Origin of the sequence: Flavobacterium rhizosphaerae (genome assembly GCF_046000445.1) — a bacterium.
Classification (GTDB): Bacteria; Bacteroidota; Bacteroidia; order Flavobacteriales; family Flavobacteriaceae; genus Flavobacterium; species Flavobacterium rhizosphaerae.
Window position 1 is genome coordinate 143,691 of the sequence record NZ_JBELPZ010000003.1, and the last position, 19,861, is coordinate 163,551.

A 19,861-nucleotide genomic window follows, 5' to 3' on the forward strand; every position below is an offset into this window, starting at 1 on the left:
TTTACTGTACTGTTTTAATGGTATACCCTTCATCATACTGTAGTATGTAAACACCGCGGTTATAATTGCTTCCGTTTTCGGTTATGTATACAAATTTGTTATTCAGCTGTTCTGAAGCTGCCCTTGCCATAATATCCTGAAATGGCTGTTGCTGGAACAACCTCAGTATAGTATCAAATGTAATATCAAAACCACGCACGGCAAACTGGTTAGGCATTATATTGTTTTTTTCTTTAAAAGCTTTTCTAAACTGCTCGGCCTCCGGGGAGTCATTACTTTTTGAAATTGACGGATAAAGCATTTTAAGGGCTTTTAGCCTGTCAAGCGGTACCTCATCAAAATCAAAAGTCTGGTTACGCTCCAGTACCGCCAGCTGAATATTATAGGTACCCTGTGCTTCGGTGAGTGCTTTGGTCACACTTAGCATTGTGCCCGCTTTTTCAGTTTCTAGCAATACATAGTTTGTTTTGTTTCTATCCATCATTGCTGTTAAAGAAGCCAGGTTAAGGTTGCCATCAGCATTTAAGGGTAAAAACTTTATTGTAGGATAGTTTTGTAATATGAACTGTTTTGAGCTTGCCTTTTTAGGATCTACAATGGCTATAACATTGCCTTTGGTAGCTTTTAAATATTCCAGCATTGCCTTTTTAAGGGTTTCATCTGTAGGTACTGACTGGTATACATTTGCATAGGGCTTGCCTAACTCTTTAGAAAGCGGCGATATTACCGGAATTTTTTTAGATGAAAGCAATGCTGCAGTGCTTTCTACGTTAACCGGAAAAAACGGACCTACAACGGCATCTGTATTGCTTAAAGAAGAAAGGAGGCTGTAACCTGAATTTTTAGCTTCGCCTGAATCGAGTATTTTTACCTTTAATGGTAAGCCCAGTGTTTTGGCAGAATCTATAGCCATAAGCGCCCCGGCATAAAAATCGAGCGTAAGGTTTAGTAACTGGTCGGTACGCAATTTTTCTGACCGCAGTGTATCGCTGGTTATTTTATCTGCATTAAAGGGAAGCAGTATAACCAGTTCTTTTGAATTTTCTTTATAAAGGCTATCCAGCAAACTTCTTTTTTTAGGGGTGCTTACAAGTTCTAATTGTGTGCCGGAAGGAAAAATAAGGGTCATACCTTCCTTTAGTCCCTCTTTGGCAGCCGGGTTCATTTCAAGTATTTTTTCTTCGGTAAGGCCGGTAACTTTTGAAAGGCTGTAAAATGTTTCTTTAGGCTTAACCACATAGGTAACATATTCGGGCTGGCCCACGCCGTGAATATCTTCGGTTATAGCCGATTTTTTTATCAACTTAAGCTTATACCCCAAAGGTAATACCTCTACCACCTCGGGATTTAACTCTTCCAGCAACTGCAGGCTGATATTATATTGCTTGGCAATACCGTACTTGGTTTCTCCCTGTTCAACGGTGTGGTATATATATGGATCAACATTTTTACCTTCATCCTTCTTCTCTGCAATATCAATCTGCGCTGCCACGCCACTGCCTTTGATAGGTATAATAAGCTGTTCTCCAGCCTTAAGGCCTTCTTTAAGCTTATCGGCATTGGCTTTTTCAAGCTCAGGAATGGTTACATCGTATTTTTTTGAAATGCTGTACAGCGTTTCTTTAGGTTGCACCTCATGAATTATATTGGCTACTTTGGTAGGCTGCTCTTTTTTGGGTGCTGCCACAGGTTGTGAACCGGGCTTTGGCAGTAAAAGGGTAGCGCCTTCGTTTATGCCGTTTCTGGCATCAGGGTTTAGCCTGTAAATGTCATAAGGCGTTATTTTGTTTTTTTTTGCTATGCTTATAACAGTTTCCCCTTTTTGTACATTATACTTTACGTAATCCTGGGCATAAGCTGTGCCTACGGTAAGAAAAAACAATAAAATGAGCAGGTATCGCATATAATATTTTTAAACAGTTAAGCCGTTACAAAGTTAACTTTTGTAACGACTTAATATTATATAAATTTATAAAATTACGTTAAAGCCCTGCCGGTTTACCTGTTTGCTGTTAAAGCCCTTTTTTTAGGCTTAAGCCTGTTTTCGAGTTCTTTTCTTGATATCAGGCTTTTATCTACAGGTATATGCAGTATTGTGTTTGGAGAAATGCCATTAACAGCACTTGGGTTAATAGCATATACATCTTTAGGTTGTACAAGATATTTTTTACATATCAGCATTACCGTTTCACCCTGTTCAACCCTGTGGTTCATTACATCTGCTATTGTAGGTGTAGCAAGGCTGTCGGCAGCCTGTTGGGCATTTATATTTGAAATAAATCCAAAAACAAAAATCCCTGCAAGTAGTATCATTTTCCTCTTCATATATCTGATTACATTAATGTTACACAAATTTTTACAACCGTAAATATATATAAAAATTATTTAAAACTTAAATATTATTCGAAAAATAATGTTAAAAAAAACCTGCTTAAAAAAGCAGGTTTCCAAATACCAGGCAGTATTGGTTTAGTTAGATGCATTAGTTTTTATAGTTAAAACCTGGCCTGCCTGTAAACCACGCCTAAGTTGGGTTTTGTTTGATTGGGTAATATCCTGTATAGTAGTATTATATTTACGTGCAAGTCCAGTTAATGTTTCGCCTTGTTGTACTTTGTGTGCTATAGTACCTTCTCCAATTGTATCAGTATTTATGTTTTGGGCTACTGTGTTGGCAGCAGGCGTTTTTACAGGTATACGTATTGTTTCACCTGCACGGAGGCCTTGGCTCTCTAAGCTACTGTTTTGTGCTTTTAATTCGTCTAAAGTTACTTTATACCTTACAGAAAGGCTGTATAACGTTTCGCCCGGTGTAACCTGATGTAGCAACGATTGCGATATGCCTGTACTTATGTTTTCAGGCTTTGGCTCTTCATTTACAACTGCATGAACAGGCTCTTTTGGCTCATACACTTCCTCCGGTTGTAATACAGCCGGCGCAGCATCATACTCTTCTTCTTTACTATCAGTATAAGTACTTTTTTTTATGCCATTATAAGCTATGGCTTCCGTTTTAGGAAGCGCCAGTATAGGAATAGGTTCTTTTTTCTCCACCTTAAAATCCTTTTGCCTGTGTAGTGGAATTCTTAATGATGTATTGGCACTTATACCATTTACAGCATCCGGGTTATAATCATAAATGTCCCTTGGGGTCATTTTATATTTTTTTGCCACCAACATTACTGTTTCGCCCATGGCTACGTTATGCATTACAATTTTCTCTCCTACGGCTTCATCAATTTTACTAAAACCCTTTACACTCTGTTGGCAAAAAGCAGTGCCAGCCATCAACAGCATTGAATATATAACGAGTAATTTTTTTCTCATAGTTAAAAGTAAACTTTAAATTTTGGGACACTTAAAATTAAATAAATAATTTGAAAAATCACTATATCTCTATGATAATTAATTTATTACCTAAAAAATAGCAGCTATTTTAATAAAAAAACATTTAAAAACTATAAAACCACAGCTAAGTTAACAAATAGTTAAATTTTAATTAAACCTATTACTAAAAAAGAAAGGACCGGAATATAAAATCCGGCCCTTATATAAATAATAAATTATGAAATGAGCAGAAACTACTCCCACTCTATAGTGGCCGGTGGCTTTGAGCTGATATCATATACCACACGGTTTACTCCTTTTACATTATTAATTATCTTGTTACTTACTTTCTGTAGGAAATCATAGGGCAAATGTACCCAGTCGGCTGTCATACCATCAGTACTTTCTACAGCGCGCAGTGCCACCACTTTTTCATACGTACGCTCATCTCCCATAACTCCAACACTGTTTACAGGCAACAGTATTGCTCCGGCCTGCCATACACTATTGTATAGTCCGTGTTCTTTAAGGCCTTTAATAAATATATCATCTACCTCTTGTAGTATACGTACTTTTTCCAGTGTTATATCACCTAATATTCTTATAGAAAGGCCTGGCCCGGGGAATGGGTGCCTGCCTAAAAGTTCAGGGTCAATACCCAATGTGGCCCCTACCCTGCGTACCTCATCTTTAAACAACATACGAAGTGGCTCTACAACCTGTAATTTCATAAAATCGGGCAGGCCACCTACATTGTGGTGCGATTTTATAGTTGCCGATGGCCCCTTAACGGAAATTGACTCAATAACATCGGGATATATTGTGCCCTGTGCCAGCCATTTTACATCGGTAAGCAGATGGGCTTCGTCATCAAAAACCTCAATAAAAACACGGCCAATGGCTTTACGTTTTAGTTCCGGGTCTTCAATACCGGCAAGCGCGGCCATAAAACGGTCGGTAGCATCAACGCCTTTTACATTAAGACCCATATCTTTATACTGGTGCAATACGCTTTCAAACTCATTTTTGCGCAGCAGGCCGTTATTTACAAATATGCAGTACAGGTTATCGCCAATGGCTTTATTAAGCAGCACAGCAGCCACGGTAGAGTCTACCCCACCGCTAAGGCCCAAAACTACTTTATCATCCTGTATTTTTAACTTCAGTTCCGCTACAATATCCTCAACAAAGGTATCAGGTGTAAAGTTTTGCGGCACTTCGGCTATTTTAACCAAAAAGTTTTCCAGCATTTGCCTGCCGTCGGTTGAATGGTATACTTCCGGGTGAAACTGTATGGCATACGTAGTCTCGCCTTCAATTTTGTAAGCGGCATTTTCAACATCTGCAGTACTGGCCAAAACAACGCCACCGGTTGGCAGCTGCTTTATGGTGTCGCTATGGCTCATCCATACCTGGCTGTGTGCCGAAACACCATCAAAAAAGGCTTCACCCTCTTTTATATAGGTAAGGTTGGCACGGCCATATTCCCTGATATTACTTGGCGCCACAGCCCCGCCGTTAAAATGGGCAAGGTACTGTGCACCGTAACATACTGCCAGCAAGGGCAGCTTGCCACGAATAAGGCTCAGATCAGGATGTGGCGCATCTTCTGCCCGGACAGAAAACGGGCTTCCGGAAAGGATAACCGCTTTATATGATGTTAAATCAGCCGGGATGCTGTTGTAAGGGAAAATTTCGCAAAAAATATTTAACTCGCGAACCCTGCGCGCAATAAGCTGTGTGTATTGCGAACCGAAGTCTAAAATAAGTACGTTGTGTTGCATGCGCAAAAATAGCTATAATATTGGAATTTGAAAATGTAGTTTTAAGGGATTTTTTTAAGTATCGAAATATTTGTCATATCCCCCGTACAAACATATTTATTATTTTATATCTTAGCTTAAAACCAACTGTTTATGAAAAAAATAATTCTGCTGCTTTTATTGCTTTGCCCACTGTGTATTTTTGCACAGGATTTTACCAAACCCGATTATAAAACAATAGAAAAGAATATAAAGGATAAAAACTCGCCGTATTTTTTTGAAAAATTGTTTGACCGCTTTACCAAAGCTGACACCACAATGACGCTTGAAGAAAAAAGGCACGTGTATTATGGCTATTCTTTTACCGATGCGTATTCACCATACAGTACCCCTGACGCTAAAGATGAACTTAACAAGCTGATGGATAAAGAAAATTTGGATGATACCGAAAAGGAAAAAGCCCTGGGCTTAATTGACAAAGTACTAAAAGAAGACCCTTTTAGCTTACAAATGCTGAACTATAAGTTGTTTTTTTATGAGGAGCTTAACCGAAATAAGGAAGCGGAGGATACTGCTAATAAAATGGGAATGATACTGGATGCCATTTTGAGCACCGGCGACGGCACAAGCATTGAGAATTGCTTTTATGTAATAACGGTTGGAAATGAATATGAGGTAATAAGCATAATCGGGTTTGAGTTTGGCGGTAAGCAATCGCTCATAGAAAATAAATATGATTACCTGGAATTGGCAGAAAACGCTTATGGAATAGAAGGTTTTTATTTTGATATAAGCCGAAGTATCAATTCTATGAAATTTTAACCTTACTGCTATTATTCCTGTTAAAGTAATGGTATATTTATACTAACACGCTCTTAATTAAGATAAAGTTAAGGCAACTGATGTGTAATTTTGAATCAACAGCAAAAATTACTGCATCATGAAGAAGATATTTATTTTATTGGCAGCCTTTATAGTACTAGGTACCAGTGCGCAGGAGCAGCTTACAAAAAAACCTGATTTTACCGCAATCGCAAAAAATATAAAAGCAGAAAATTCACCGTATTTTTATACTACACTTTTTGAAAGGTATAATCGTGCAGATACCAGCATGACTATTGAGGAGCGCAGGCACCTGTATTATGGCCTGGCTTTTACCACAGTAAAAACACCTGAAAGACTTGCCCAAACCGAAGAAAAATTGCGTGAAATACTGCATCAGCCAAACCCTACAAAAAAAGACTACGAAGATGTAATAACTTATACCGGCGTAGTATTGCAGGCCTACCCATTTAGTATCAGTGTAAAAAAATACAGGGAATATTGCCTTAAAGAATTGGGATTGTATGAAATGGCTGCCAAAGAACACGCACAATCTGAAATACTTATCGATGCCATGCTAAGCTCTGGAGACGGCACTACACAGGATAAAAGTATTTATATAATAGACCTTAAAAACGAATACGAATTAATAGAGGTTTTAGGCTTTACCACCCCGGGAGATGCTTATACCGCAGCAGGAAAATATGATTACCTTGTACTTGATGAAAACGCTTACCAGCTTGAGGGGTTATTTTTTAATACAACAGGCATAACCATTACTGATACCAAAACTGGCGTAACCGATAATACTAATTTTTAGTATACTATTTAAGGTATTGCATCGTTTTTCACAGAAAGATTTTTATTTATGTGCCGTAAACAGGCAAATAAAAAAAGGCGTAAATTCGCAAAATGATGAAAAACGACGATATTGAGAAGGCATTACAATTGCTGGCTACCCCTAAAAACATTGTAATAACCACACACCGAAATCCTGATGGAGACGCAATAGGATCATCTTTAGGACTTTACCATTTTCTTTTAAAAACAGGGCACAATCCTGTAGTAATAACCCCAAACGAATTACCTGACTTTTTAGCCTGGATGCCTGGCGCCGAAACAATAAAAAACTTTGAAGGTGATACAGATAACTGTACAAAGCTTTTAAAAGAAACTGATATTGTTTTTACACTTGATTTTAACACATTTAACCGTACCGGAGATGCTATGGGCAATACCTTGCAGGCTGTAACTGCGCCCATTATTATGATAGACCACCACCAGCAGCCGGCCGACTATGCTATAGTAACTTTTTCTGATACGGGATATGGTTCAACCTGCGAAATGGTATATCATTTTATAACAGCACTTGGTAAAGAAGCTGTTATAGATAAAACCATAGGCACCTGCCTGTACACAGGCATTGTTACAGACTCCGGCTCCTTTCGCTACCCGCTTACTACCGGTACCACCCACCGCGTGGCAGCCCGCTTTATAGACCTTGGTATTGATAATAGCCATATACATAGTTTACTGTTTGATAACCATTCTCATAACCGCATACAAATTTTGGCAAGGGCTTTGCAGAACATGAAAGTGCTTCCGGAGTTTAAAACATCATACACAAGCCTAACACAACAGGAACTGGATGGTTTTGGCAACAAAAAAGGTGATACCGAAGGTATAGTAAATTATGGCCTGAGTATGAAAGATATTGTGTTTACTGCTTTCTTTATTGAAAATAAGGAAGAAGGTATTGTAAAAATATCATTTCGCTCTAAAGGCAGTTTTGATGTAAACCGGTTTGCGCGCGAACATTATAACGGCGGCGGGCATATTAATGCTGCCGGTGGTAAAAGTACTGATCCGTTAGAAGTTACAATACAAAAATTTATTGCTACTTTAGCAACCACTAAAATTGAATGATGATATGAAGAAGGTTTTATTTGCCTTGGGTTTTAGCATAGCAATAGCGCTTACCGCCTGCTCTCAACAGCAGGCCCGCAAGCCGGTATCGCATAGTTCGGGCACATTTTTAAAAGAGTCTATAGAGCGTAATAAAAAACTGGTGGCAAGCGAAGAGCTTCAGATAGATTCTATCATGAAAAGTACGCCCGAGATAAAATATTATGCCTCAGATAAAGGCTATTGGTATTTTTATGAAATTGAAAACAATATAGATACCCTGCGCCCAAAACGCGGTGATGTGGCTTTTTTTGACTATGAAGTTAAAGATATTAAAGGCAATGTTATTTATACTAAAGAAGAACTAAGGCCACAAGTATATTATGTAGATAAAGAAAACATAATGATGGGGCTGCGCGATGGTATCAAACTTATGAACGAAGGAGAAAAGGTAACTTTTCTTTTTCCCAGCAATATGGGGTATGGCTACCATGGAGACAACAAAAAAATTGGCTTTAATGAACCCCTTATCTGCACTGTAACCCTTAATGAAATTAAAACCGAAAAAGAAGTACAAGCGAATTAATTAACAATGAAACTAATGACTAGCATTTTTCTTAGCCTTGCGGCGCTGTTTTTTTCATGCAATACTGCAACAACCCCACCCAAAGACCTTAAGCTCGAAGACGGGATTTATGCCCAGATAGAAACTAACAAAGGTACTATAACCCTAGAGCTTGAGTACACCAAAGTCCCCATAACAGTGGCTAATTTTATATCGCTTGCCGAAGGTAAAAATGAGTTGGTAAGTGATGCGTATAAAGGAAAACCGTTTTATGACGGCGTAAAATTCCACAGGGTGATAAAAGATTTTATGATACAAACCGGCGACCCCGAAGGCACCGGAAACGGTGGGCCGGGATATAAGTTTGAAGATGAAATAACCGACCTGAAGCATGATAAAGCCGGTATACTCTCTATGGCCAATGCAGGCCCGGCTACTAATGGCAGCCAGTTTTTTATAACCCATAAGGCTACACCCCACCTAGACGGTATACATACTGTATTTGGCCATGTAGTAGATGGCATGGATGTGGTTAATGCTATAGAGCAGGGCGATGAAATACATACCATTAAAATAATCCGCCAGGGTAAAGAGGCACGCAGATTTAAAGCCGAGAAAGTATTTAAAGAATACTTTGAGGCCATAGCTACAAAGCAAAAGAAATTAGAAGAAGAAGTGCCGTTACGGAAAAAAGAAAAAGTAGCCTTTTTTAAAGAAGCCAAAGCCAGTGGTACCAAAACAGACTCCGGGCTGGTTTACAAAATTATAGAAAAAGGTAACGGCGGCAAGCCAATGCCCGGCTCTATGGTGCTGGTAGACTACTCCGGCTACCTTGATAATGGCGAAGGCTTTTTGTTTGATTCCAGCAATGCTGAAACTGCCAAAGCACTTGGCAACTACATTCCGCAAAAAGATGCTGCAAGGGCCTATAAGCCAATACCTTTTAAAACAGGAACTAAATTGGGTATGATACCTGGCTTTATTGAAGGCCTTGAGCAAATGTCAATAGGCGATAAAGCAATTATATTTATCCCGGCTCATTTAGGTTATGGAGAAAAAGGCGCACCGCGGGGCAACATACCACCAAATGCCGACCTGGTTTTTGAACTTGAAATGATGCCAATACCGCAACATTAACACAAAATGTTTCACATTTTGTACAAAAAATAGGGTTTCGCTGTGAAACCCTATTTTTTTATATAATATTGCAACTATCTCTAATAGTGCCAGATAAACTCATCTTTACTATTTATCATAGCGCCGTATTCCACTTTTATTATTTCACCAAATTCTAACTGAAAAACTACCCAGTTTTCTTCACTAAAATACGTTTCAACCGTATCAATAGTATCGGTTTCAAAAGATTTTATTCCGTGCTTTTTAAGTAAAGGGGTTACGGTATCCCAATTGCGGCCTATAATTTTTTCTCCAAAAAGCAACACATCAGGCTTAGAAGTTATAATATACCCCAGCCTGTAGTCTTCATCTTTATAAAACGTAAGCCGCAGTTTATCAGAATTATAGAGATAAATAACATTACCATCTTCATCCTGGTACTTTTTATCGGGTGCTGTATTCATAAAACCCTTAACGTCCTCCTCTTTCATACCAAACAGCAAGTTGCCAATACCTTTTTTTAACTTAATTTCCATATTTTTTGATGTGTAAGAAAAGTTATTTATACAAACCTATAAGGCAAATTCCGGTGCATTCACAAAATCAAAGCGCACCAGGCCATCGTCATCAATTTTAGTAAGGTTTATTTGATGCAGGGTATTAACAAGTTCCGGGTTCCAGGGCGTTTTTACTTTTATATAATTCTCTGTAAAACCGTGTATGTAGCCTTCTTTATTTTCGCCTTCAAAAAGTACCGTACGGGTAGTGCCCAGTTGCTGCTCATAAAAAGCACGTCGCTTTTTAACCGAAAGCCCCCGCAGCATTTTACTGCGTTTACTGCGTACATTCATAGGTACTACACCCTCCATTTCGGCGGCAGGGGTGTTATCGCGCTCACTATAAGTAAATACGTGAAGATAGCTTATATCAATCTGGTTCAGGTAATTATACGTTTCAAGAAAATGTTCATCGGTTTCTCCGGGAAACCCAACAATAACATCTACACCAATACAGGCATGTGGCATTACCTCACGTATTTTATTCACCCTTTCTGTATATACCTCACGAAGGTAACGGCGACGCATTAATTTTAAAATATCATTGCTGCCACTTTGTAGCGGGATATGGAAATGCGGTACAAAAGTGCGGCTTTGGCTTACAAATTCAATCGTCTCATTTTTAAGCAGGTTAGGTTCTATAGATGAGATTCGCAGGCGTTCTATACCCGGTACCTCATCTAGTGCCTGCACCAGCTCATAAAAAGTATGCTCGTGTTTTTTATTACCAAACTCCCCTTTGCCGTAATCGCCTATATTTACCCCTGTTAAAACAATTTCTTTTATATTTTGGGCTGAAATTTCTGCAGCATTTTTTAGCACATTCTGCAAGGTATCACTACGTGATATGCCACGCGCTAATGGAATGGTGCAATAGGTACATTTATAGTCGCAGCCATCCTGTACTTTTAAAAAAGCACGGGTACGGTCGCCAATAGAGTAACTGCCTACATAAAAATCAGCTTGAGATATTTCGCAGGAATGTACCTCGCCCATATCATTTTTGCTTAAATCATTTATGTAATCGGAAATTTTAAATTTTTCGGTAGCACCCAATACAAGGTCTACCCCGTCTACAGCAGCAAGCTCTTCGGGCTTTAACTGGGCATAACAGCCAACAGCAGCAACAAAAGCTTTATCATTAGCTTTTAGCGCTTTTTTTACTATCTGCTTAAATTGCTTATCGGCATTTTCGGTAACCGAACAGGTATTTATTACATAAATATCCGCAGGGTCTTCAAAATCAACCCTGTCAAATCCTTCGTCCTGAAAATTACGTGCAATGGTAGAGGTTTCTGAAAAATTCAGTTTGCAACCCAGCGTGTAAAAAGCGACTTTTTTCCTGTTTTCCATAATCCTGAAGCCTTAAAGCCTTACTAATAAGCGCGCAAAGTTACTAACTTATTACGAGTTATAAAATCATAATTAAGCGTAATAAAGTAATTTTATGCCATTAACTATTACCGAGTTTATTAAGCATCTGCTTATCTTCTTCAATAATTTTACGCAGCCTTCTGGAAAACTGTACATCACCAAGGTTAGATGACGCTACGTTTTTAAGGTATCCTAATACAGTTTCCAGGGTATCTTCAGGAAGTGTATCCAGTAGTTTTACAATTTCTTTTTTTGTTTCTTCTGTGTTCATTATTTTGGAGATTTCTTCAAATATAAGTAATAAAAAATCCTTCTGTAAATATTATTGCCAGTTTTAGGTATATTTTTTAACGAAAACGTATTATTAACCACCGTTAAAAACCATACTTACGGTTTAAATGGAACTATAGCTCTTTTAATAAAGATAAATCACTAAGCAGATTAATGGTGTTTATGATAAAGATATTTTAGCTGTCCTGGCTAAAAGCAGTACGCTCCAGGCTGGCATCCCTGTTTTGCAGTACCGATGTTTCTTTACCTAAAAAACTGTCTACACTGCGGGCACATTCCCGCCCCTCGGTAATGGCCCATACCACAAGGCTCTGCCCCCGGCGCATATCGCCACAGGTAAAAAGTTTAGGGTGCGATGTTTTATAACTTTTTTCATCTGCTAGTACATTGCCACGGATATCGGTTTCAAGCTCATATTTTTCAATAAGGGTTTGCTCCGGGCCGCTAAACCCTATAGAAATCAGCGCCATATCACACGGAATGATCCGCTCTGTCCCTTCAATTTCAGTTGACTTGAGCCGCTTGCCGTCCGGTGTAAATTCCCAATGCAAATCAGAAACTTTTAAGGCTTTAAGGTTGCCTTTTTTGTCTTTTATATATTCTTTGGTGGCGGTAGCAAAAAGTCTTTCAGCCCCCTCCTCCTGAGATGATGATGTACGGTAAACATCGGGGTATTCCGGCCACGGGTTATACGGCGGGCGTTCATCGCCAAGGCGGTGCATAAGTGCCAGTTGAGTTACACTTTTTGCTCCCTGCCTTATGGCTGTACCCACACAATCACTGCCGGTATCGCCACTACCTATAATTACTACATCTTTATCTTTGGCGGTAATTTCTTCATCAATTATATTGCTCTCCAGCTTTATATAAGCCAGGGGGTCTTTATCTGCAATACGTTTATTTTGCTGTTTCAAAAATTCCATAGCATAGTAAATACCTTTGGCATCGCGCCCCGGTAAGTCTAAATCACGTGGCACCATAGCGCCACAGGCCAGTACTACGGCATCAAAATCGGCCAACAGGTCGCTCATAAAAATATTTACCCCAACATGGGCATGGTAGGTAAATTTTATACCACTTTGCTCCATAAGTTCAATACGGCGGTCTATTACATTTTTTTCCAGCTTAAAATCGGGTATGCCATAGCGTAGCAGGCCACCTGCTGCATCGTCTTTCTCAAAAACGGTGACGCTGTGCCCCGCGGCATTCAACTGGTCTGCCGCTGCCATACCTGCCGGACCGCTGCCAATAATAGCTACACTTTTACCGCTACGGTTTTCCACCTGAAACGGCTTTACCAATCCCCTGTCAAAAGCTATCTCTATAATATGTTTTTCTATAGCTTCTATAGCTACTGCGGGGCGGTTGATATTTAAAACGCAGGACGACTCACACGGCGCAGGGCATATCCTGCCCGTAAACTCAGGAAAGTTATTGGTAGAAGAAAGTATTTCATACGCATCTTCCCAACGCTCATAAAAAACTGCATCATTAAATTCGGGAATTACATTGCCCAGAGGGCAGCCACTATGGCAAAACGGCACACCACAGTCCATACAACGTGCTGATTGCTGGTGCAATTGCTCTACCGAATAAGGTGCTGTAAATTCTTTATAATGCTGTATACGTTTATCTACAGGTTCTGTTTGTGGCAGTTCCCGTTCATATTCTTTAAATCCTGTAATTTTTTCCTGCTTCATCATTTTTATTTCTCTAATCTAAAACTGTAACCATTAAAGGTAAATTATCCTGCCTTTGCTGCTTCTGCCTGTTTTTGTAGTGCCCTTTTATAATCTTTGGGAAACACCTTTACAAAGTTTGCTATCTGGTTATCAAAGTCTTTTAATATAAAATTAGCTGTAGTGCTGTTGGTATAATCATAATGTTTTTGCAGCATACCAAAAAGTTCTTCACGGTCAGCGGCATTGCATTGTTCTAAATCTATCATTTCGGGGTTACAGCGCTCGGCAAAATTTTTGTTGGTATCATAAACATATGCAATACCCCCGCTCATACCCGCACCAAAATTGCGGCCTATTTTTCCGAGGATAACCACGCGCCCCCCGGTCATGTATTCGCAACCGTGGTCGCCAACACCCTCTACTACCACACTGGCGCCAGAGTTACGCACGGCAAAACGTTCGCCCGCACGCCCGTTAATGTAGGCCTCACCGCTTGTGGCGCCGTAAAGTCCTGTATTACCCACAATGCTATTGGCTTCGGGGGTAAACCCGGCATTTGCAGGCGGATTAATCACTAATTTGGCACCGCTTAGCCCTTTGCCAAAATAATCGTTAGCATCGCCTTCTATCTTCATAGTAAGCCCTTTTGCACCGAAAGCGCCGAAACTCTGCCCTGCTGACCCATAAAACTGAAAGTTAATAGTGTCTTGCGGCAGGCCATCGCTTTTATACTTTTTTGTAATCTCATTGCTTAGCATGGTACCGGTACAACGGTCTACATTCCGTATTTTAAATTCTGCCGAAACCTTTTCGCCGTTATCAAGTGCCGGCGTGGCTTTTTTAATAAGCTGCCAGTCTAAAATACCCTGCAGTAAATGGTCCTGCTCCTCGGTTTTATACAGGCTGATGTTATCCGGGTTCGGTTCATCATACAATATACGGCTCAGGTCTACATCCTTATGCTTCCAGAATTCAATATCATCGCGCTGTTTCAGGTTGGCAACATGGCCTATCATTTCATCAACGGTACGGAAACCAAGCTCTGCCATAATTTCACGCAGTTCTTCGGTAAGGAATTTAAACAGGTTCACCACATACTCCACCTCTCCGGTAAAGCGCTTACGTAATTCCTTATCCTGCGTAGCAACCCCAACAGGGCAACTATTAAGGTGGCATTTACGCATTAATACACAACCTTCTGTAACAAGGGCTGCAGTAGCCACTCCCCATTCTTCAGCGCCTAATAATGCTGCAATAGCAATATCGCGGCCCGTTTTCATCTGCCCGTCTGCCTGTAGGGTAACACGTGGGCGCAGTTTATTTTTTATTAAGGTCTGATGGGTTTCTGCAAGGCCAAGCTCCCATGGTAATCCTGCATGTTTAATAGAGCTTAAAGGCGAAGCCCCCGTACCCCCGTCAAAACCGGAAACCAGCACTACATCTGCCTTTGCTTTAGTAACCCCCGACGCTATGGTACCGATACCCGCCTTACTTACCAGTTTCACACTAATACGTGCTTCTCTATTAGCATTTTTTAAATCGAATATCAGTTGCGCCAAATCTTCTATAGAGTAAATATCGTGGTGCGGCGGTGGCGAAATAAGCCCTACACCCGGTGTTGCATGGCGTGTACGCCCTATCCAGTCATCCACTTTTTCGCCGGGTAGCTGTCCCCCTTCGCCGGGTTTTGCCCCCTGAGCCATTTTTATCTGTAATTCATCAGCCTCGGTTAAATAGCGGCTGGTAACACCAAAACGCCCGCTGGCCACCTGCTTGATTGCCGAACGCATACTGTGCCCATTTTCAAGAGGTTCAAAACGGGCCTCGTCTTCCCCACCTTCACCGGTATTGCTTTTACCTCCCAGAATATTCATGGCAAGTGCAAGTGTAGTATGTGCCTCCCAAGATATAGAGCCAAAGCTCATAGCCCCGGTAGAAAAACGTTTGTATATATTTTCGGCAGGTTCAACCTCATCTATAGCAATAGACTTCTGTTGCTTATCAAAACACAGCAGGCTACGCAGCGTACATGCTTTTTCGCCCTGTTCGTTTACCAGTTTGCTGTATTTTTTAAACAGGTTATAGTCGCCCGTACGGGTGCTCAACTGTAATAAATGTATAGTTTGCGGGTTAAACAGGTGAAATTCCCCTTTACGTTTCCATTGCAACTCACCGCCAACAGGCAGCCTGTCAGCAGGTATCTGCTTTTTAGTGAAAGCAAAACGGTGTTTAATCAGGGCTTCTTCGGCAATACCATCTAAGCCCAATCCGCCAATATTAGAAGTAGCCCCGGTAAAATACTGATTTACCACCTCCATATTCAGCCCGAGAATTTCAAATATCTGCGCTCCCTGGTAGGACTGGAATGTAGATATCCCCATCTTAGAGAATACCTTAAGCAACCCTGTATTAAGGGCTTTTATATAATTTTTCTTTAATTCTTTAATGCTGAGGGTTGTATCGCATAAACCTTCTTTAAGCCTATCGCCTATAGAAGCAAATGCCATATACGGATTAATTGCCGTAGCACCAAAAGCAATAAGGCAGGCGGCATGGTGAACCTCCCAAACATCACCGGCCTCTATAATAAGCCCTACTTCGCCACGCAGCCCTTTACGTATCAGGTGGTGGTGCACTGCCGATGCATAGAGTAATGACGGTATAGGCGCATGGCGGCTGTCTATGGCCCTGTCCTGTAAAATAAGTACCCTGTAACCGTCTTCCACAGCATCGGCAGCATAACGGCAGGTACGGTCAAGCGCTTTTTTAAGTGCCTCCCCTCCGCCATCGGCACGGAAATAACATTGTATGGTTTTACTCTGAAAAGTACCTGTATCCATAGTACGTATCTTTTCCAGGTAATGGTCGTCCAATATCGGGTGGCGCAGCACAATACAGTGCGCCGCTGTAGGGTCTTCCTCTAAAATATTGCCGTTGGTGCCTGCAAAGCTGGCAAGTGACATTACCAGTTTTTCGCGTATCGGGTCTATAGGCGGGTTGGTAACCTGTGCAAATAACTGCTTAAAGTAGTTAGACAGGTGTTGTGGCTCTTTACTAAGCACAGCAAGTGGGGTATCTACCCCCATAGAGCCAATGGGCTCTTTACCCTCCAGCGCCATGGGCATAATAATATCTTCTATAGCCTCAGTTGTATAACCAAAAGCCTTCTGGAAACGGAACACCTGCTGGTGCGCCAGGGGGGTATGTGTTACCAATGGCTCCGGTATAGAGCTCATTGTTATTTTATATTTTTCAAGCCACTCCGCATACGGCTGGCGGGTACTGATTTCTTTTTTAAGCGGGTCGTTAAAAACAATTTCGCCCTTTTCAAGGTCAACCACAATCATTTTGCCCGGGCGCAGCCTGCCTTTTTTTACCACTTCAGAGGCATGGATGCCCAGTACCCCTGTTTCAGAGGAAAGAACCATACGGTCGTCCTTGGTAATAGTATAGCGTATAGGGCGCAGGCCATTCCTGTCCAGTGTGGCGCCTATCATTTTACCGTTGCTGAAGCATACGGCAGCAGGGCCGTCCCATTGCTCCATAAGGCAGGAATGATATTCATAAAATGCCCTCAAATCAGCATCAACAGCATCATTCTCATCCCAGGCTTCGGGTATCAGCATCATTAAAACGTGTGGGAGTGAACGGCCGGACAGCGTAAGCATTTCAATCATATTATCCAGGCAGGCGCTATCGCTCTGGCGCCCCGGCACCAAAGGTAGGAGCATGTTTATCTCTTCTTCGGTAAAAAATGGAGAAGCAAAATTCTTTTCGTTGGTGCGCAGCCAGTTAAGGTTACCCTGTAACGTATTTATTTCACCATTGTGCGCAATATAGCGAAAGGGCTGTGCAAGTGCCCATGACGGAAATGTGTTGGTAGCAAAACGTGAATGTACCAGGGCATAGGCACTGGTAATACGCTTATTTTGCAAATCCGGATAATAATGGCGCACCTGCGTACTGGTAAGCTGCCCTTTATATACTATAGTAGCTGCCGATAGCGAAGCTATATAAAAAGCCGTAGGGCTTTTATATAAAGTACTGTTTATAGTATGAGATGCATAATTACGCAATACAAACAGCTTGCGTTCAAACTCAACCTCAGTTGCAAGCAGTTCGGGGCGCTTAATAAATACCTGCTCTATTTCAGGCTCCACGCTAAGGGCTGTGTCACCAATACCGGTACGGTTTATGGGCACTTTGCGGTAGCCCAGTATCTCAAGACCCAGCTGCTCTGCTGCTGCTGCAAAAATTTCTTTACATTCTTCTATAAATTCCTCCCCTTTAGGAAAAAATACCATCCCCACACCATACTGGCCTGCTTCTGGCAACTTTATGCCAATCTTTACACATTCCGACACCAAAAACTCATGCGGCAACTGGAAAGAAATTCCTGCGCCGTCGCCTGTATTGTCTTCGCAGCCACAGGCTCCCCGGTGTTCTAAATTCTCTAAAATGGTTAATGCATCAGATATATGGTTATGAGATTTTCTTCCTTTTATATTAGCCACAAAACCAATACCGCAGGCATCATGCTCGTGGTTAGGATTATACAGCCCTTTTTGTTCTTCCTGCATTATATTCATAGTGCTTATTCTTGTTACGCGAAATAATTATCTTTATACCGTTTTGGGGATATACAACAGACGCTGCAAAAACGGCGGGATAAGGTACAAATAAAATCGTATTAAATTTGTTAATTTGCAATTGTTTTTATTCAATGTAAACCCCAAACAAGATATTAAATTCATAAAAAACAGCATTGTATTACATTTTTATCATTAAATCTATAACAAAAAGTAATTATAAAGTTAAATAACTGTTTCATGCCCAAAATATTTACGTTTATTTTTCTCATTTTAATAATATTCTTTACCTCGTGCAAAAACACACCCGGTACCGAAAAAGATAATTTGGTATTCCGGTATAACGAAAATGCAGCGGTAAATTCGCTGGATCCTGCTTTTGCTAAAATACGCCCCTCTATATGGGTATGTAACCAGTTATATAACGGACTGGTACAACTTGACGACAGCCTTAATGTAAAACCGGACATTGCTAAAAAATGGGATATTTCTGAAGATGGGCTTACCTATACATTTACCTTACGTAATGACGTTTACTTTCATAAAAGCCCTGTTTTTAAATCTGATAGTACCCGAATTGTTGTGGCTACCGACTTTACTTACAGCCTTAACCGCCTTTTAGATGAAAAAATTGCCGCACCCGGGCGCTGGATACTTCAAAACGTAGACCACTTTAAAGCTGTAAATGATACGATATTTGAAATAAAACTCAAAAAAACCTTTCCTGCTTTTTTGGGGTTGCTTACCATGAAATATGCCTCGGTAGTACCACACGAAGCGTTTGAAAATCCTGACAACGATTTCCGGGCTAACCCTGTTGGTACCGGGCCATTTTATTTTAAAATATGGGAAGAAAATGTGAAACTGGTATTGCGTAAAAATCCGTTATATTTTGAAAAAGATAAAAAAGGGGTGCAGCTGCCTTACCTTGAAGCGGTGGCTATTACATTTTTACCCGATAAACAAAGCGGCTTTTTGCAGTTTGTACAGGGCAGGCAGGATTTTGTTTCCGGGTTGGATCCCAGTTATAAAGATGAAATACTAACCCCGAAAGGCCAGCTGCAACCCAAATACCAAAACAGTGTAACCATGATTACAGGCCCGTACCTGAATACAGAATATATGGGGTTCAGGATGGATGGCGACAACAAGGCAGTTAAAGATAAACGCATACGCCAGGCGCTTAATTATGGCTTTGACCGCGATAAAATGATACTCTATCTGCGCAACGGCATGGGTACAGGCGCTACGCACGGCATTATACCCACTGGACTGGGTGGTTATGGCGCTAAAGGCTATACATATAACCCCGCCAGAGCGAAGGAACTTATTGTCGCATATAAAGCAGCAACCGGCGATATCAATCCGGTGATACAAATGAGTACCACTGCCAGCTACCTTGATATTGCCGAATATTTGCAGCGCGAGTGGGAAAAATGCGGCCTGCATGTTGAAGTAGACGTTAACCCGCCTACCACTTTATCGCAGGCATTAAGTACTGGAAAAGCATCTTTTTTTAAGGCAACCTGGATTGCCGATTACCCAGATGCCGAGAATTACCTTTCTCTTTTTTACAGTAAAAACTTTTCGCCGGGCGGGCCAAACTATACCCACTTTAGTAATGCCGAGTTTGATAAATTATATGAGCAGGCGTTTTATATAACTAATGACAAAGAACGCTTTGCCTTGTATAAAAAAATGGATTCACTGGTAATGGAAGAAGCCCCCATTATTCCCCTTTTTTATGATAAGGCGGCACGTTTTACCCAAAAAAATATAACGGGGCTGGGTATCAACCCGCTAAACTCATTAATATTAAAAAGGGTTAAGAAAAAATGAGTTTTCCTAAATGTTTCCAAATTCGTTGCTT

At 40.8% G+C, this 19,861-nt stretch carries 15 protein-coding genes; 6 read left to right on the top strand and 9 right to left on the bottom strand.

Features of this window, described 5'->3' with window-relative positions; all coding sequences use genetic code 11:
• Nucleotide 1 precedes the first annotated feature (1 nt).
• The 4 genes from ABS766_RS05020 to guaA all read right to left on the bottom strand — a co-directional run bounded on the left by ABS766_RS05020 (nucleotide 2) and on the right by guaA (nucleotide 5,111).
• Complete coding sequence (locus tag ABS766_RS05020) at nucleotides 2–1,903, bottom strand: LysM peptidoglycan-binding domain-containing protein (RefSeq protein WP_408084029.1); 1,902 nt, start codon at nucleotides 1,901–1,903, stop codon at nucleotides 2–4.
• Nucleotides 1,904–1,998: 95 nt separating this feature from the next.
• Nucleotides 1,999–2,325 (bottom strand): LysM peptidoglycan-binding domain-containing protein, encoded by a 327-nt coding sequence (locus tag ABS766_RS05025; protein WP_408084030.1) that lies wholly within the window; start codon nucleotides 2,323–2,325, stop codon nucleotides 1,999–2,001.
• A 144-nt stretch (nucleotides 2,326–2,469) separates the two neighbouring features.
• Complete coding sequence (locus ABS766_RS05030) at nucleotides 2,470–3,327, bottom strand: LysM peptidoglycan-binding domain-containing protein (RefSeq protein ID WP_408084031.1); 858 nt, start codon at nucleotides 3,325–3,327, stop codon at nucleotides 2,470–2,472.
• Nucleotides 3,328–3,581: 254 nt separating this feature from the next.
• The gene (guaA, locus tag ABS766_RS05035) at nucleotides 3,582–5,111 is read right to left on the bottom strand and encodes a glutamine-hydrolyzing GMP synthase (RefSeq protein ID WP_408084032.1); all 1,530 of its coding nucleotides are present in this window, start codon (nucleotides 5,109–5,111) and stop codon (nucleotides 3,582–3,584) included.
• A 132-nt stretch (nucleotides 5,112–5,243) separates the two neighbouring features.
• On the opposite strand from guaA, the gene ABS766_RS05040 reads away from it, so the two are divergent.
• The 5 genes from ABS766_RS05040 (at nucleotide 5,244) to ABS766_RS05060 (ending at nucleotide 9,519) form a co-directional block, all read left to right on the top strand.
• Complete coding sequence (locus ABS766_RS05040) at nucleotides 5,244–5,912, top strand: DUF4919 domain-containing protein (protein WP_408084033.1); 669 nt, start codon at nucleotides 5,244–5,246, stop codon at nucleotides 5,910–5,912.
• 118 nt (nucleotides 5,913–6,030) lie between these two features.
• On the top strand, nucleotides 6,031–6,732 hold the full coding sequence (locus ABS766_RS05045) for a DUF4919 domain-containing protein (RefSeq protein ID WP_408084034.1): 702 nt from the start codon (nucleotides 6,031–6,033) through the stop codon (nucleotides 6,730–6,732).
• Nucleotides 6,733–6,827: 95 nt separating this feature from the next.
• Nucleotides 6,828–7,838, top strand: a complete 1,011-nt coding sequence (locus ABS766_RS05050; protein WP_408084126.1) for a DHH family phosphoesterase — start codon at nucleotides 6,828–6,830, stop codon at nucleotides 7,836–7,838.
• Between the two features lie 4 nt (nucleotides 7,839–7,842).
• Nucleotides 7,843–8,403 carry a gliding motility-associated peptidyl-prolyl isomerase GldI gene (gene gldI / locus ABS766_RS05055; protein WP_408084035.1) on the top strand — a complete coding sequence of 187 codons (561 nt, stop codon included), beginning with the start codon at nucleotides 7,843–7,845 and terminating at the stop codon, nucleotides 8,401–8,403.
• 6 nt (nucleotides 8,404–8,409) lie between these two features.
• Nucleotides 8,410–9,519 carry a peptidylprolyl isomerase gene (locus ABS766_RS05060; protein WP_408084036.1) on the top strand — a complete coding sequence of 370 codons (1,110 nt, stop codon included), beginning with the start codon at nucleotides 8,410–8,412 and terminating at the stop codon, nucleotides 9,517–9,519.
• A gap of 80 nt (nucleotides 9,520–9,599) precedes the next feature.
• On the opposite strand, the gene ABS766_RS05065 is transcribed toward ABS766_RS05060, so the two are convergent.
• The 5 genes from ABS766_RS05065 to gltB form a co-directional block, all read right to left on the bottom strand.
• Nucleotides 9,600–10,034: a hypothetical protein gene (locus ABS766_RS05065; protein ID WP_408084037.1), complete on the bottom strand. Its 435-nt coding sequence runs from the start codon at nucleotides 10,032–10,034 to the stop codon at nucleotides 9,600–9,602.
• 36 nt (nucleotides 10,035–10,070) lie between these two features.
• Nucleotides 10,071–11,408 carry a tRNA (N(6)-L-threonylcarbamoyladenosine(37)-C(2))-methylthiotransferase MtaB gene (mtaB, locus tag ABS766_RS05070; protein ID WP_408084038.1) on the bottom strand — a complete coding sequence of 446 codons (1,338 nt, stop codon included), beginning with the start codon at nucleotides 11,406–11,408 and terminating at the stop codon, nucleotides 10,071–10,073.
• Between the two features lie 100 nt (nucleotides 11,409–11,508).
• Nucleotides 11,509–11,700 (bottom strand): hypothetical protein, encoded by a 192-nt coding sequence (locus tag ABS766_RS05075; protein ID WP_408084039.1) that lies wholly within the window; start codon nucleotides 11,698–11,700, stop codon nucleotides 11,509–11,511.
• Nucleotides 11,701–11,896: 196 nt separating this feature from the next.
• The gene (locus ABS766_RS05080; protein WP_408084127.1) at nucleotides 11,897–13,420 is read right to left on the bottom strand and encodes a glutamate synthase subunit beta; all 1,524 of its coding nucleotides are present in this window, start codon (nucleotides 13,418–13,420) and stop codon (nucleotides 11,897–11,899) included.
• Nucleotides 13,421–13,464: 44 nt separating this feature from the next.
• Nucleotides 13,465–17,991 (bottom strand): glutamate synthase large subunit, encoded by a 4,527-nt coding sequence (gltB, locus tag ABS766_RS05085; protein WP_408084040.1) that lies wholly within the window; start codon nucleotides 17,989–17,991, stop codon nucleotides 13,465–13,467.
• A 240-nt stretch (nucleotides 17,992–18,231) separates the two neighbouring features.
• Here gltB and ABS766_RS05090 point away from each other — a divergent pair, with 240 nt between their 5' ends.
• Nucleotides 18,232–19,830, top strand: a complete 1,599-nt coding sequence (locus ABS766_RS05090) for an ABC transporter substrate-binding protein (protein ID WP_408084041.1) — start codon at nucleotides 18,232–18,234, stop codon at nucleotides 19,828–19,830.
• Nucleotides 19,831–19,861 lie beyond the last annotated feature (31 nt).

Bases quoted from the DNA above. Each gene is read 5' to 3' on its own strand.
- gltB (WP_408084040.1), bottom strand. From the start codon at position 17,991: ATGAATATAATGCAGGAAGAACAAAAAGGGCTGTATAATCCTAACCAC.
- ABS766_RS05080 (WP_408084127.1), bottom strand. From the start codon at position 13,420: ATGAAGCAGGAAAAAATTACAGGATTTAAAGAATATGAACGGGAACTG.
- ABS766_RS05060 (WP_408084036.1), top strand. From the start codon at position 8,410: ATGAAACTAATGACTAGCATTTTTCTTAGCCTTGCGGCGCTGTTTTTT.
- ABS766_RS05045 (WP_408084034.1), top strand. From the start codon at position 6,031: ATGAAGAAGATATTTATTTTATTGGCAGCCTTTATAGTACTAGGTACC.
- ABS766_RS05075 (WP_408084039.1), bottom strand. From the start codon at position 11,700: ATGAACACAGAAGAAACAAAAAAAGAAATTGTAAAACTACTGGATACA.
- guaA (WP_408084032.1), bottom strand. From the start codon at position 5,111: ATGCAACACAACGTACTTATTTTAGACTTCGGTTCGCAATACACACAG.
- ABS766_RS05025 (WP_408084030.1), bottom strand. From the start codon at position 2,325: ATGAAGAGGAAAATGATACTACTTGCAGGGATTTTTGTTTTTGGATTT.
- ABS766_RS05050 (WP_408084126.1), top strand. From the start codon at position 6,828: ATGAAAAACGACGATATTGAGAAGGCATTACAATTGCTGGCTACCCCT.
- mtaB (WP_408084038.1), bottom strand. From the start codon at position 11,408: ATGGAAAACAGGAAAAAAGTCGCTTTTTACACGCTGGGTTGCAAACTG.
- ABS766_RS05090 (WP_408084041.1), top strand. From the start codon at position 18,232: ATGCCCAAAATATTTACGTTTATTTTTCTCATTTTAATAATATTCTTT.
- ABS766_RS05030 (WP_408084031.1), bottom strand. From the start codon at position 3,327: ATGAGAAAAAAATTACTCGTTATATATTCAATGCTGTTGATGGCTGGC.
- ABS766_RS05020 (WP_408084029.1), bottom strand. From the start codon at position 1,903: ATGCGATACCTGCTCATTTTATTGTTTTTTCTTACCGTAGGCACAGCT.
- ABS766_RS05040 (WP_408084033.1), top strand. From the start codon at position 5,244: ATGAAAAAAATAATTCTGCTGCTTTTATTGCTTTGCCCACTGTGTATT.
- gldI (WP_408084035.1), top strand. From the start codon at position 7,843: ATGAAGAAGGTTTTATTTGCCTTGGGTTTTAGCATAGCAATAGCGCTT.
- ABS766_RS05065 (WP_408084037.1), bottom strand. From the start codon at position 10,034: ATGGAAATTAAGTTAAAAAAAGGTATTGGCAACTTGCTGTTTGGTATG.